Annotated in this window: 13 protein-coding genes; all 13 read right to left on the minus strand. The window is 65.0% G+C overall.

From position 1 onward, the window contains the following. Positions 1–13 precede the first annotated feature (13 nt). The 13 genes from atpD to D573_RS0111430 all read right to left on the minus strand — a co-directional run bounded on the left by atpD (position 14) and on the right by D573_RS0111430 (position 12,279). Positions 14–1,390 carry a F0F1 ATP synthase subunit beta gene (gene atpD, locus D573_RS0111370; RefSeq protein ID WP_018144949.1) on the minus strand — a complete coding sequence of 459 codons (1,377 nt, stop codon included), beginning with the start codon at positions 1,388–1,390 and terminating at the stop codon, positions 14–16. A 58-nt stretch (positions 1,391–1,448) separates the two neighbouring features. Next, positions 1,449–2,309: a F0F1 ATP synthase subunit gamma gene (gene atpG, locus D573_RS0111375; RefSeq protein ID WP_018938630.1), complete on the minus strand. Its 861-nt coding sequence runs from the start codon at positions 2,307–2,309 to the stop codon at positions 1,449–1,451. 12 nt (positions 2,310–2,321) lie between these two features. After that, entirely contained in the window at positions 2,322–3,863 is a 1,542-nt protein-coding gene (gene atpA, locus D573_RS0111380) for a F0F1 ATP synthase subunit alpha (RefSeq protein WP_018144951.1), read from the minus strand. 13 nt (positions 3,864–3,876) lie between these two features. After that, positions 3,877–4,413 (minus strand): F0F1 ATP synthase subunit delta, encoded by a 537-nt coding sequence (locus D573_RS0111385; protein ID WP_018938629.1) that lies wholly within the window; start codon positions 4,411–4,413, stop codon positions 3,877–3,879. Positions 4,414–4,422: 9 nt separating this feature from the next. After that, entirely contained in the window at positions 4,423–4,893 is a 471-nt protein-coding gene (locus D573_RS0111390) for a F0F1 ATP synthase subunit B (RefSeq protein ID WP_018144953.1), read from the minus strand. Between the two features lie 54 nt (positions 4,894–4,947). Next, positions 4,948–5,184, minus strand: a complete 237-nt coding sequence (gene atpE, locus D573_RS0111395) for a F0F1 ATP synthase subunit C (protein ID WP_012983953.1) — start codon at positions 5,182–5,184, stop codon at positions 4,948–4,950. Between the two features lie 53 nt (positions 5,185–5,237). Further along, on the minus strand, positions 5,238–6,080 hold the full coding sequence (gene atpB, locus D573_RS0111400; RefSeq protein ID WP_026287973.1) for a F0F1 ATP synthase subunit A: 843 nt from the start codon (positions 6,078–6,080) through the stop codon (positions 5,238–5,240). A 31-nt stretch (positions 6,081–6,111) separates the two neighbouring features. Next, a complete protein-coding gene (locus tag D573_RS0111405; RefSeq protein WP_018144955.1) occupies positions 6,112–6,498 on the minus strand; it encodes an ATP synthase subunit I in 387 nt (128 codons plus the stop codon). A gap of 109 nt (positions 6,499–6,607) precedes the next feature. Then, on the minus strand, positions 6,608–7,450 hold the full coding sequence (locus D573_RS0111410) for a ParB/RepB/Spo0J family partition protein (protein ID WP_018168792.1): 843 nt from the start codon (positions 7,448–7,450) through the stop codon (positions 6,608–6,610). 47 nt (positions 7,451–7,497) lie between these two features. Further along, complete coding sequence (locus D573_RS0111415) at positions 7,498–8,253, minus strand: ParA family protein (protein WP_018168793.1); 756 nt, start codon at positions 8,251–8,253, stop codon at positions 7,498–7,500. Next, complete coding sequence (rsmG, locus tag D573_RS0111420) at positions 8,250–8,879, minus strand: 16S rRNA (guanine(527)-N(7))-methyltransferase RsmG (protein ID WP_018168794.1); 630 nt, start codon at positions 8,877–8,879, stop codon at positions 8,250–8,252. Before rsmG ends, D573_RS0111415 begins: the two co-directional genes overlap by 4 nt. Further along, positions 8,869–10,743, minus strand: a complete 1,875-nt coding sequence (gene mnmG, locus D573_RS0111425; RefSeq protein WP_018938628.1) for a tRNA uridine-5-carboxymethylaminomethyl(34) synthesis enzyme MnmG — start codon at positions 10,741–10,743, stop codon at positions 8,869–8,871. Before mnmG ends, rsmG begins: the two co-directional genes overlap by 11 nt. A gap of 504 nt (positions 10,744–11,247) precedes the next feature. After that, complete coding sequence (locus D573_RS0111430; RefSeq protein WP_018937517.1) at positions 11,248–12,279, minus strand: IS110 family transposase; 1,032 nt, start codon at positions 12,277–12,279, stop codon at positions 11,248–11,250. Positions 12,280–12,372: the final 93 nt, after the last annotated feature.

The raw sequence follows: 12,372 nt of genomic DNA on the forward strand, positions 1-12,372 counted from the left end.
AACGCCTTGCTCCTTAGCCGAGCTTCTCGGCCTTCTCGACAGCTTCTTCGATCGTGCCGACCATGTAGAAGGCCTGTTCCGGCAGGTGATCGTACTCGCCGTCCACGATGGCCTTGAACGCCCGGATGGTGTCCTTCAGGGAGACGTACTTGCCCGGGGCTCCGGTGAAGACTTCCGCAACGAAGAACGGCTGCGACAGGTAGCGCTGGATCTTTCGCGCACGGGCCACGGCCAGCTTGTCATCTTCCGACAGCTCGTCCATGCCGAGGATCGCGATGATGTCCTTCAGCTCCTTGTAGCGCTGCAGGGTGCCCTGCACCGCCCGCGCGGTGTCGTAGTGTTCCTGCCCGATGATCTGCGGATCCAGCTGACGCGAGGTCGAGTCCAGCGGGTCCACGGCCGGGTAGATGCCCAGCTCGGCGATCTGGCGCGACAGCACGACCGTGGCATCCAGGTGCGCGAAGGTGGTGGCGGGGGACGGGTCGGTCAAGTCATCCGCCGGCACGTAGACGGCCTGGATGGAAGTGATCGAGCCTTTCTTGGTCGAGGTGATGCGCTCCTGCAGCACACCCATCTCTTCCGCCAGGGTCGGCTGGTAACCCACCGCGGAGGGCATACGACCCAGCAGCGCCGAGACCTCGGTACCGGCCAGGGTGTAACGGTAGATGTTGTCAATGAACATCAGCACGTCACGGCCTTCGTCACGGAAGAACTCGGCCATGGTCAGACCGGTCAGCGCTACGCGCAGTCGGTTACCCGGCGGCTCGTTCATCTGGCCATAGACCAGGGCCACCTTGTCGAGGACGTTGGAGTCCTTCATCTCGTGGTAGAAGTCGTTGCCCTCACGAGTACGCTCCCCGACACCCGCAAACACCGAATAACCGGAGTGCTCGATCGCGATATTACGGATCAGCTCCATCATGTTAACGGTCTTGCCCACGCCGGCCCCACCAAACAGGCCGACCTTGCCGCCCTTCGCGAAGGGGCACAGCAGATCGATGACCTTGATGCCGGTTTCCAGCAGCTCGGTCGAGCCCGCCTGCTCGTCAAAAGTCGGGGCGGCGCGGTGGATCGACCAGGTCTCCTGGGCCTCAACATCACCGGCGTTGTCCACCGGACGACCGAGGACATCCATCACCCGACCCAGGGTCCCCTTGCCGACCGGCACGGAGATCGGCTTGCCCGTGGCGGTAACCGCGGTCTGACGTTTCACACCCTCGGTCGTGCCCATGGCAATGGTGCGTACCACGCCGTCGCCCAGCTGCTGCTGAACTTCCAGGGTCAGACCGTTTTCCAGGGTCAGCGCGTCGTAGATCTTGGGCACTTCGCCGTGGGGGAATTCCACGTCCACGACGGCGCCGATGATTTCGACAATCTTTCCAGAACTCATTTGTTCATCCTCGTAAGTCGTAATTCGTGCCGAGTCGACCGATTCGGGCCGGTGGGCGCTAGACCGCAGCCGCGCCACCGACGATCTCGGAGATCTCCTGGGTGATCGCAGCCTGGCGCGCCTTGTTGTAGACGAGCTGCAGGTCCTTGATCATCGTTCCGGCGTTGTCGGAGGCCGACTTCATCGCGACCATGCGTGCGGCCATCTCGCAGGCCACGTTCTCGACCACCGCCTGATAGATCAGGGACTCGACATAGCGCTCGAGCAGCGTATCCATCACCGGATGCGTGTCGGGCTCGTAGATGTAATCCCAGTGGTGCTTGAGCGATTCGTCTCGGCTAGGCGCCGTCGGCAGCAACTGCGTGGCCTCGGCCTGCTGCGTCATGGTGTTGACGAACTTGTTCTCGAGCAGCACCACGCGATCGACCTTGCCGTCACGGAAGTTGTCCAGCACGACCTTGATCGAACCGATCAGGTCATTGATGTGCGGACGGTCCCCGAGATCCTTGGACTCGGCCACGATGTTGCCGCCCAGGCGCTTGAAGAACTGCAGCGCCTTGCTCCCGATCACGCACAGATCGACCTCGACGCCCTCGTCGCGGTAGCGACGCATCTCGATCACGGCCTTCTTGAACAGGTTGGTGTTCAAGCCGCCGCAAAGACCACGGTCAGTCGACACGATGATCAGCGCGACGCGCTTGACCTCGCGTTCCACCATGAACGGATGCTTGTACTCCGCATTCGCCATCGCGACGTGACCGATCACGTCGTGGATCTTCTGTGCGTAAGGCCGGGACTCCTGCATGCGGTCCTGGGCCTTGCGCATCTTGGACGCGGCGACCATTTCCATCGCCTTGGTGATCTTCTGAGTATTCTTGATACTCTTGATCTGCGTCCGGATCTCCTTAGTGCCCGCCATTGCGTGCTCCCGTTACCAGCTGTGCTTGGCCTTGAACTCTTCCAGGGCGCTTTTCAGCTTTTCCTGAATGGAGTCGTTGTAGTCGCCAGTGCTGTTGATTTCGTCCAGGAGCTCCTTCTGGGAGGAACGCGCGTAGGCGATCAGTTCCTTCTCGAAGCTCACGATCTTGTCGGCCTCGACGTCGTCGAGGAAGCCTTCGTTCGCGGCGTACAGCGAAAAGGCCATCTCGCCGATGGACATCGGCTGGTACTGACCCTGCTTCATCAGCTCGGTCACGCGCTTACCGCGATCCAGCTGCTTGCGGGTCAGTTCGTCCAGATCGGAGGCAAACTGCGAGAACGCCGCCAGCTCACGATACTGCGCCAGCGCCAGACGCACGCCGCCACCCAGCTTCTTGATGATCTTGGTCTGGGCGGCACCACCGACTCGGGACACCGACAGACCGGCGTTGATCGCCGGGCGAATACCGGAGTTGAACAGGTCGGTCTCGAGGAAGATCTGACCGTCGGTGATCGAGATCACGTTGGTCGGAACGAACGCGGAGACGTCACCCGCCTGGGTCTCGATGATCGGCAACGCCGTCAGCGAACCGGTCTTGCCCTTCACTTCACCGTTGGTCTTCTCTTCGACGTACTCGGCGTTCACACGCGAGGCACGCTCCAGCAGACGCGAATGCAGGTAGAAGACATCGCCCGGGTAGGCTTCACGGCCCGGCGGACGACGCAGGAGCAGGGAGACCTGACGGTAGGCCCAGGCCTGTTTGGTGAGGTCATCGTAGACGATCAGCGCGTCTTCGCCGCGATCGCGGAAGTACTCGCCCATCGCACAGCCGGCGTACGGGGCGATGAACTGCATCGCCGCCGACTCCGACGCATTGGCCGCCACGATGATGGTGTTCTGCATCGCGCCGGCTTCTTCCAGCTTGGCCACCACGGAGGCGACCGAGGAGGCCTTCTGGCCAACCGCGACGTAGACGCACTTAACGCCGGAGTCCTTCTGGTTAATGATCGCATCGATCGCGACGGCGGTCTTGCCGGTCTGGCGGTCGCCGATGATCAGCTCACGCTGGCCACGACCGACCGGGACCATGGCGTCGATCGCCTTGATGCCGGACTGCAGCGGCTGGTCGACCGACTTGCGCTCGATAACACCCGGCGCGATCTTTTCGATCGGGCTGGTGATGTCGCTTTCGATCGGGCCCTTGCCGTCGATCGGACGACCCAGGGAATCGACTACCCGGCCCAGCAGCGCTTCACCAACCGGCACTTCGAGGATGCGGCCGGTACACTTGACCGTCTGGCCCTCGGAGATGTGCTTGTAGTCGCCCAGGATCACGACACCCACAGAGTCGCGTTCAAGGTTGAGCGCCATACCGAAGGTGTCGCCCGGGAACTCGAGCATCTCGCCCTGCATGACGTCACCGAGACCGTGGACGCGGGCGATACCGTCGGTCACGCTGACCACGGTGCCCTCGTTGGAGGCCTCGGACGAGGCATCGAATTTCTCGATGCGCTGTTTGATCAGATCACTGATCTCGGAGGGATTCAGTTGCATGTTAAATATCCTCTTAGCGACTCAAATTGGCAGCCAGGCGGTTCAGCTGGCCTCGCACGGAGCCGTCGATTACCAGGTCGCCGGCGCGGATGATGGCCCCTCCAAGAAGGGCGCTGTCGACCGAATGCTCGAGATCGACTTCGCAGCCCAGGCCCTTGGCCAGGGCGTCGTGGATCTCTTTCTCCTGCGCCTGGGTGAGCTTGCGAAAGGCAATCACGTCGGCATGGACGCGGTGCTCGGCCGCGGCCTTCAATTCGGCAAAGGCATCGCTCACGGCAGGGAGGGCGGGCAGCCGGCCGTTTTCGGCCAGCAGGCGAACCAGGTTCCCCGCCTCGGGCCCCACCTTGTCACCGGCCACGTCGAGCACGAGCTGTGCCCGGTCCGGCCGCGGGACCCGCGGGTTGGAGAGGAGACTGTGCATCTGCGAATCGCGGGCGATCGCCGCCAGCAATTCGAGCTGCTCGGCCCAGCCGGCGAGATCCTTGGCCTCGCGGGCCCGCTCGAAAGCTGCGCGAGCGTAGGGTCGGGCGACCGAAATCAGGTCTGACATAACGTCTCCTTACAGCTTGGCCGAGAGCTTCTTGAGCAGATCGCCGTGCGCCTTGGCGTCGATTTCCTTGGCCAGGATCTGCTCGGCACCGGCAACCGCCAGCTCGGAGACCTGCTTGCGCAGCTCTTCCTTCGCGCGGTTGATCTCCTGCTCGATCTCGGCGTGCGCCGCCTGCTTGATGCGTTCGCCTTCTTCGTGGGCCGTGGACTTGCTTTCCTCAACCACGTCGTTGGCGCGCTTCTGCGCAGAGGCCACGATCTCGTTGGCCTGCTGCTTGGCCTCCTTGAGGACCTCGGTCGCACGCTCCTGGGCGAGCTCCTGCTCTTTCTCGCCACGTTCCGCGGCTGCCAGGCCGTCGGCAATTTTCTTGCGACGTTCTTCCAGGGCGGCGGACATGGGCGGCCAGACGTAGCGCATCGTGAACCACACGAAGACGCTGAACGCGAGCAGCTGGCCAATGATGGTCAGATTGATATTCATCCTGCTACCTCAGGTTGGACGAGTGGAGGGGACCTCGGGACTCGCTCAGCCTTATTAACCCAGGGCGAACAGGACGTACAGGCCGATACCCACGCCGATCATCGGCACGGCGTCGGTCAGACCCATCACGATGAAGAACTGGGTGCGCAGCATCGGGATCAGTTCCGGCTGACGCGCGGCGCCTTCCAGGAAGCGACCACCGAGGGTACCCACGCCGATGGCGGCGCCGACAGCGGCCAGACCCAGAAGCAGCGAGCCAGCCAGGACGATCAGAGCGTTAGCCATTTCCATTTTTGTATCTCCAGTCGAGTGTTGAAACAGTCAGTTGAGTAGGGAAGTCGAAATCAGTGGTCTTCGCTGTACGCCATGTCGATGTAGACGACGGTCAGCACCATGAAGATGAAGGCCTGCAGCGGCACCACGAGGATGTGGAAGATCGCCCAGCCCACGTGCAGTACACCGCCGGCCAGACCCAGGATCAGGCCCGCAGAGTACATGACACCGATCAGGATGAAGATCATCTCCGCGGCGTACAGGTTGCCGAACAGTCGCAGGGCGAGCGAGGCCGGCTTGGCCAGCAGGTTGATGAACTCCAGCACGAAGTTGATCACCCAGAAGAACGGCTTGATGTACACGATGTTGGTCTGGAACGGGATGCCCGTCAGTTCCTTGATGAAACCCACCGGACCCTTGATCTTGAGCGAGTAGTAGATGATCAGGATGAACACACCGAGCGCCAGGCCCGCGGTCACGTTGATATCCGTAGTCGGCACGATCTTGAAGTACGGGATACCCAGCAGATAGGCGATGTGCGGGATCAGGTCGACCGGCACGAGGTCCATCAGGTTGAGCAGGAATATCCAGACGAAGATGGTCAGCGCGAGCGGCGCGACCATGTCGTTCTTGTGCTTGAACGAGCCACGGACGTTGTCGTTCACAAAGTCCATCATCATTTCGACGAAATTCTGCCAGCCGCCCGGGACGCCTGCGGTGACCTTCTTGGCCGCGGCACGGAACGTGAGGATGAACAGCAGCCCGAGTGCGATCGACCACAGCATGGAGTCGACGTGGATCGCCCAGAAGCCCATTTCGGCGGCTTCGGTGCTGGTGGTGGCGAAGCTCATCCCCTTCTCGGGGTGGAGTCCGAAGGTAAGATTCGTCAGATGGTGAGCAATGTGCTCTTCCATCGTGGGCAGTCCGCTTTCTGAAGCCATGCAGTTATCTCGTCATTGCTTGATCAGAAACCCGGTGCAGCCACCACAAGGGGGCCAGGTGCACCAGGAGGAAGATGCCGAACAACGCCAGTAAATCCGGCTCGTCCAGGTAAGCGAACGCCACCCCGAATGCCACCGCGATGATTGCCAGTCGTCCCATCTGGGCGCCCATCATGCGGGCGGTCAGCGAGCCCACCTGATCGGAACGGTAGGCCCGAAACACAACAACCGCGGCCACGGCGTTGCCGAGCGTCGCGGTGATGCCGCCCACCGCAGCCGAGATCGCCACGATCGGGGGGAACAGGGCCAGAAGCAGGCCCGACAGTATCAGCGTTAAGGCGAGCTGCAGACCTAGCGATTGTAAGGCGTGTCTGAAGCGTCGCGGTGTCATTCAGCGGATGGGCACACCCACCCCTCTCCCAAAAAGTGCGCGTAGTATAAGAGCGCCCTTGTACTGCGTCAAACGGCGTTCAGGGCCATCGGCCAGGCCGCTCAGAGAGTTACTGGATGTGGGCGAGGATGCCATCGAGCTCGTCGAGGCTGTTGTATTCGATGACCAGACGGCCTTTGCCCTGGCGGTTGTAGCGAACCTGGACCGCGGCACCCAGCTGGTCGGAGAGGCGGCTCTCCAGTTGTCGCACCTCGGGCGAGGGTCCGGCATCCTTCTTGGGCTCCGGGGTGGCGGCGAGGATCTTCTTGACCAGCTGCTCGGTCGCGCGCACCGAGAGCCCGCGCTTGACCACGGTCGCGGCCACCCCGGGCTGGTCGTCCAGGGGCACCGCCAGCAGGCAGCGGGCGTGGCCCATCTCCAGACGCCCCTCGTTGACGTGGTCCTTCACCGTGTCGTGGAGTTCCAGCAGGCGCAGCAGGTTGGTGACCGCAGTGCGCGAGCGGCCGACCGCGTCGGCCGCGGCCTGGTGAGTCATCTCGAATTCGCCGATCAGGCGGCGGATGGCCTGCGCCTCTTCCAGCGGGTTCAGATCCTCGCGCTGGATGTTCTCGATCAGTGCCATCGCCGCGGCGGCCTGATCGGGGATATCGCGGACCACCGCCGGGACGGTCTCCAGGCCCGCGATCTGGGCGGCACGCCAGCGGCGCTCGCCGGCGATCAGTTCATAGCCCTCGTCCAGGCGCCGCACGACGACCGGCTGCACGATGCCCTGGGCTCGGATCGAGTCGGCCAGCTCGGCCAGCGCCGCCTCCGCCATGTGGACCCGGGGCTGATACTTCCCACGCCGGATCTGCTCGATCGGGAGCTGCTCCAAACTGTCGCTGTCGTCACCACCGGCCTGGGCGCCGGAGAGCAGGGCATCCAGGCCTCGGCCCAGTCCTCGTTTCGCCATGGTTGATCGTTCCTGCAGGCAGTCGGTAAGGGGAAAACAGGCGGCGTTCAGCGCCGCAACATCTCGCCGGCCAGGGCCAGGTACGCCACGGCCCCGCGCGAGGAGGCATCATACAACAAGGCCGGCTGGCCAAAACTGGGTGCCTCGGCCAGGCGGATGTTGCGCGGGATCACGGTTCGGAACACGCGATCGCCGAAGTGGCCGGTGAGCTGTGCCGAGACATCCCCGGAAAGACGATTGCGTGGATCGAACATCGTGCGCAGCAGGCCCGAGATACGCAGCTTGGGGTTGGGACCGCGCTGGATGCTCTCGATGGTGCGCATCAGGGCGGTCAACCCCTCCAGTGCGTAGTACTCGCACTGCATCGGGATCACCACACCATCGGCCGCGACCAGGCCGTTGACGGTCAAAAGGTTCAGCGACGGCGGGCAATCGACCAGGATGTGGTCGTAGTTTGCCCGGGCCGGTGCCAGCGCCTCCTGCAACCGGTATTCACGGCGCTCGGCCTCCATCAGCCGCACCTCGGCCACGGTCAGGTCGCCGTTGGCCGGGACCAGGTCATAGCCGGCCTCCACTCGGTGGGCGGCCTCGGCCACCGTGGCCTGGCCAAGCAGGACCTCGCAGGAGGTTGGGTCATCGGCGTGCTTGTCGACGCCCGAACCGGTGGTCGCGTTGCCCTGCGGGTCCATGTCCACCACCAGCACGCGCTTGCCCAGGCGGGCGAGCGAGGCGGCAAGGTTCACGCAGGTAGTGGTCTTGCCCACTCCGCCCTTCTGATTGGTGATGGCCAGCGTATCGGTCACGGGTCGGCTCTCTCGATAATGGCGATGTGCCGCTCGGCGGTCTCGCCGGGAATGGTAACCGGGTCCACGCTTCGGTACGACCACGGGGCCGGGAGCGGTTCGGCGACGACCGAGCGCTGACCCAGCATGGCCAGCACGCGGCCCCCCTCGGCCACCTGTGGCGCGACCCGCGAGACCATGTCGGCCGGGGCCTTGAACGCCCGCGCCAGCACCGTGGTATAGGGCGCGGAGGGCTGGAAATCCTCGATCCGTACATGGACGGCCTCGACCCCGGACAGCCGGGCGAGTCCGATTACGTTCCGCAGGAAGCGGATGCGCTTGGCCGCGCTGTCGAGCAGGCAGAATTCGCGTTCGCGCTCGGTGGCCGCGAGCACGAAACCAGGCAGACCGGCGCCGGTCCCGACATCCAGCACCCGGTCCCCGTGAAGATACGGACGCAACGTCAGGCTGTCGAGGATATGCCGGCGAATCCACTGCGCGGGGTCACGCACCGCGGTCAGGTTGTGCACGCGGTTCCAGCGCCCGAGCTGTTCCAGATAAATCGCCAGGGCCTCGATGGCCGGTGGGTCCAGCGCCCAGTCCCCGGCCACGGCGGCCAGGGCCGCGCGCCAGTCGTTACTCGCCACTGGCGCGCTGCTTCAGGTGCACGGCCAACGCCGACAGAGCGGCCGGGGTCACGCCCGGGATGCGCTGCGCCTGGGCCAGGGTATGGGGGCGGAATTCCGCCAGCTTCTGCCGGATCTCGTTCGACAGCCCGTGGACCCGGGCGTAGTCGAGGCTGTCCGGGAGGGCGGTCTGTTCGGCCTTCGCCTGGCGGTCGATCTCGGCCTGCTGGCGCTCGATGTAGCCGGCGTACTTGGCCTGGATCTCCGCCTGCTCGCGCACGTCGGGCGCGCAGCCGACATCAAGGTCGGGCAGCGCATGCATCAAGCTATCGTAATCGGCCTCGGGGCGGCGCAGCAGGTCGAGCAGCGTGGCATCCGGATCCGGCGCCTTGCCCAGCAACTCGACCAGGGCCGGGTGGTTTCGCTGATCGCGGTCCGGACGGGTTTGTCCGAGTCGGCTCATCTCGGTCTCGATGGCCGCGGCACGGGTCTCGAAGCGCGCCCAGCGGGCGTCGTCGACCAGCCCGTACTCGCGCCCGACCGGGGTCAGGCGCAGATCGGCGTTGTCCTCGCGCAGCAACAGCCGGTACTCGGCGCGCGAGGTGAACATGCGGTAGGGCTCCTGGGTGCCGCGGGTCACCAGGTCGTCGATCAGCACCCCGATGTAGGCCTCGGAGCGCTGTGGGATCCACGGCGCGGCGTCCTGCACCAGCCGCGCGGCATTGAGCCCGGCGACCAGGCCCTGGGCAGCGGCCTCCTCGTAGCCGGTGGTGCCGTTGATCTGGCCGGCAAAGAACAGGTTGCCGAGCTCGCGCGTGGACAGCGTCGGGCGCAGGCCGCGGGGATCGAAGTAGTCGTATTCGATCGCGTAGCCGGGGCGTGTGATGCGCGCGTTCTCGAAGCCGGCAATGCTCTGCACCAGGGGGACCTGGATCGCATACGGCAGCGAGGTGGAGATCCCGTTAGGGTACAGCTCGTGGGTGGTGAGGCCTTCCGGCTCGACAAAGACCTGGTGACTGGTCTTGTCGGCAAAGCGCACCACCTTGTCCTCGATCGAGGGGCAATAGCGCGGGCCGGTGCTGTCGATCTGGCCGGAGTACATCGGCGCCTGGTCGAGGTTCGCCCGGATCAGGTCGTGGGTCTTCTCGCTGGTACGCGCGATATGGCAGGGGCGCTGCGCCGGGTGGTCGTCGGTCGAGCCGATGAAGGAAAAGACCGGGCGCGGGTCATCGCCCGGCTGCGGCTCAAGCCGCGAGAAATCCACGCTGCGCCCGTCGATGCGCGGCGGCGTGCCGGTCTTGAGCCGCCCGACGGCAAAGGCCATCTCGCGCAGGCGCGCGGCCAGCCGCACACTCGGCGGGTCGCCCGCGCGCCCGCCCGGTTGCTGGGTGAGCCCGGTGTGCATCTGGCCATTGAGGAAGGTGCCCACGGTCAGCACCACGGCGCGGGCGTCGAACGCAATGCCGGCCTCGGTCACCACCCCGGTGACCCGGTCGCCGTCCAGGGTGATATCGGCCACCGGCTGCTGAAAGATCTGCAGGTTCGGCTCGGCCTCGACGAACTGGCGGATGGCCTGGCGGTAGAGCTGCCGGTCCGACTGGGCGCGGGTCGCACGCACGGCCGGGCCCTTGCGTCGATTGAGGATGCGGAAATGGATGCCGGCGGCGTCCGCTGCGCGGCCCATGACGCCCCCCAGGGCATCGATCTCCTTGACCAGGTGGCCCTTGCCGATCCCGCCGATGGCCGGGTTGCAGCTCATCTGGCCGATGGTCTCGATGTTGTGGGTCAACAGCAGTGTGCGCGCACCGCCGCGCGCCGCGGCCAGCGCGGCCTCGGTGCCGGCGTGCCCGCCGCCAATCACGATGACATCAAAGGAGTTCGCCATGGTCCTGCTATCCCGGCCGACGGTCCGGCCTGTGAGTGCAATTCGCGCCGCTTACGGTCCGGGCACGAAAATCGGAATTCTAGCAGGGAGTTACGCGAGCGCGAAGCGGCCCCCGGGCCAAATGGTTTTCCGGGTGCGCAGCGCGGACCTGTTTGCCTGGTTCGTTGCGCCGCGGCGGCTTGGGCCCTGATGGGAAGCAGAGGCCGCATCCAGCGCCCCCCGTCATTGCGTACATGGACGCCCCCGGTTTGCCAAGCGTTTGAGTAGATGGTTTCGGGGCGACGATTGCTCCCGTACATTCGGACTGCGTGTGCGGCTTTCATTCGCCACGGTCCCGGATGGATTCCGCGGGTGGAGGGTCCCAGCGAGGTCGCGCACTCGAGGTGCTTCGCAATGATCGGACTGGCCCCCACCGGGATCGCTCCCGTTGCCATCATGCTCAATCGCTTGCGCAATCGAGGGTTGGGTACGTAATAACGCGTTCGCTTCTCCGTTTTTGCGGGCTTACGCGGCGGCGCCGCGCAGGCCGGGGTCAAACGTCCGGTCATGGGCCATCAGGGCCCAGACCGTGCGGGCATTCTTGTTGGCCAGGGCCACGGTCGCCACGTTGGGACAGCGCCGCTGGCGCAACCCTTCGAGCCAGGGGTCGCCGCCCTCGCCGCGGCGCTGATCCGCCAGCAGGGCGGACCGCGCCCCGTGGATCAGCAGCATGCGCAGGTAGCGGTCGCCGCGTTTGCTGATACCCAGCAGGTTCGACTGGCCGCCACTGGAGTGCTGCTTGGGCACCAGACCCATCCAGGCGGCCAGTTGGCGACCGTTCTTGAAGTGCCGGGCATGGCCGATCGCGGCGACCAGGGCGGTCGCGCTGATCGGTCCGATCCCCGGGATCTCGGCCAGGCGCCGGCTGACCGCATGACTTCGATGCCAGGCCTGGATCTGGCGCTCCTGTTCCTTCACGGCCTGGTCCAGTCGCCGCAACTCCTCCAGCCGGTCGGCCAGCAGCGTGCGGAACAGATCCGGCAAGCCGTTCTCCGCATCCTCCAGGATCCCCGGGAGCTCGCGGAACAGGGTCGTCATCCCCTGGGGCACCACGATCCCGAACTCGGCCAGCAGCCCGCGCACCTGGTTGGCCTGCGCGGTGCGCGCCTTGATCTGGCCCTCGCGCACCCGGTGCAGCGCCAGTACCGCCTGCTGGTCGGGCGTCTTGATCGGCACAAAACGCATGTTCGGGCGGGTCACCGCCTCGCAGATCGCCTCGGCGTCCGCCCGGTCGTTCTTGTTCGTCTTCACGTAGGGCTTCACGAACTGCGGCGCCATCAGCCGTACCTCGTGCCCCAACGCCTGCAACTCACGCGCCCAGTAATGGGCACTCCCGCAGGCCTCCAACCCGATCCGGCAGGCCGGCAGCTGGGCTACGAAGTTGCGCAACTGGCTGCGCCGCAGCGTTTTCGAAAACACCTGCCGTCCCTGCGCATCCACGCCGTGGACCTGGAACACGTTCTTCGCGAGATCAATGCCGAGTGTTGTAACCTGCATCCGGACGCCTCCGTCTTCTTCGAGTGAGAGTGATCACCCCCACTCTGGCACATCGCGATGCCGTAATAGGGCGGGGGCGTCCATCCCATTGAG

Source organism: Thioalkalivibrio sp. AKL9 (assembly GCF_000377825.1).
Lineage (GTDB): Bacteria > Pseudomonadota > Gammaproteobacteria > Ectothiorhodospirales > Ectothiorhodospiraceae > Thioalkalivibrio > Thioalkalivibrio versutus.

Coding starts and splice junctions, on each gene's coding strand:
- atpG (WP_018938630.1), bottom strand. CDS start 2,309: ATGGCGGGCACTAAGGAGATCCGGACGCAGATCAAGAGTATCAAGAAT.
- atpA (WP_018144951.1), bottom strand. CDS start 3,863: ATGCAACTGAATCCCTCCGAGATCAGTGATCTGATCAAACAGCGCATC.
- D573_RS0111410 (WP_018168792.1), bottom strand. CDS start 7,450: ATGGCGAAACGAGGACTGGGCCGAGGCCTGGATGCCCTGCTCTCCGGC.
- D573_RS0111390 (WP_018144953.1), bottom strand. CDS start 4,893: ATGAATATCAATCTGACCATCATTGGCCAGCTGCTCGCGTTCAGCGTC.
- atpD (WP_018144949.1), bottom strand. CDS start 1,390: ATGAGTTCTGGAAAGATTGTCGAAATCATCGGCGCCGTCGTGGACGTG.
- D573_RS0111385 (WP_018938629.1), bottom strand. CDS start 4,413: ATGTCAGACCTGATTTCGGTCGCCCGACCCTACGCTCGCGCAGCTTTC.
- mnmG (WP_018938628.1), bottom strand. CDS start 10,743: ATGGCGAACTCCTTTGATGTCATCGTGATTGGCGGCGGGCACGCCGGC.
- atpB (WP_026287973.1), bottom strand. CDS start 6,080: ATGGAAGAGCACATTGCTCACCATCTGACGAATCTTACCTTCGGACTC.
- D573_RS0111430 (WP_018937517.1), bottom strand. CDS start 12,279: ATGCAGGTTACAACACTCGGCATTGATCTCGCGAAGAACGTGTTCCAG.
- D573_RS0111405 (WP_018144955.1), bottom strand. CDS start 6,498: ATGACACCGCGACGCTTCAGACACGCCTTACAATCGCTAGGTCTGCAG.
- atpE (WP_012983953.1), bottom strand. CDS start 5,184: ATGGAAATGGCTAACGCTCTGATCGTCCTGGCTGGCTCGCTGCTTCTG.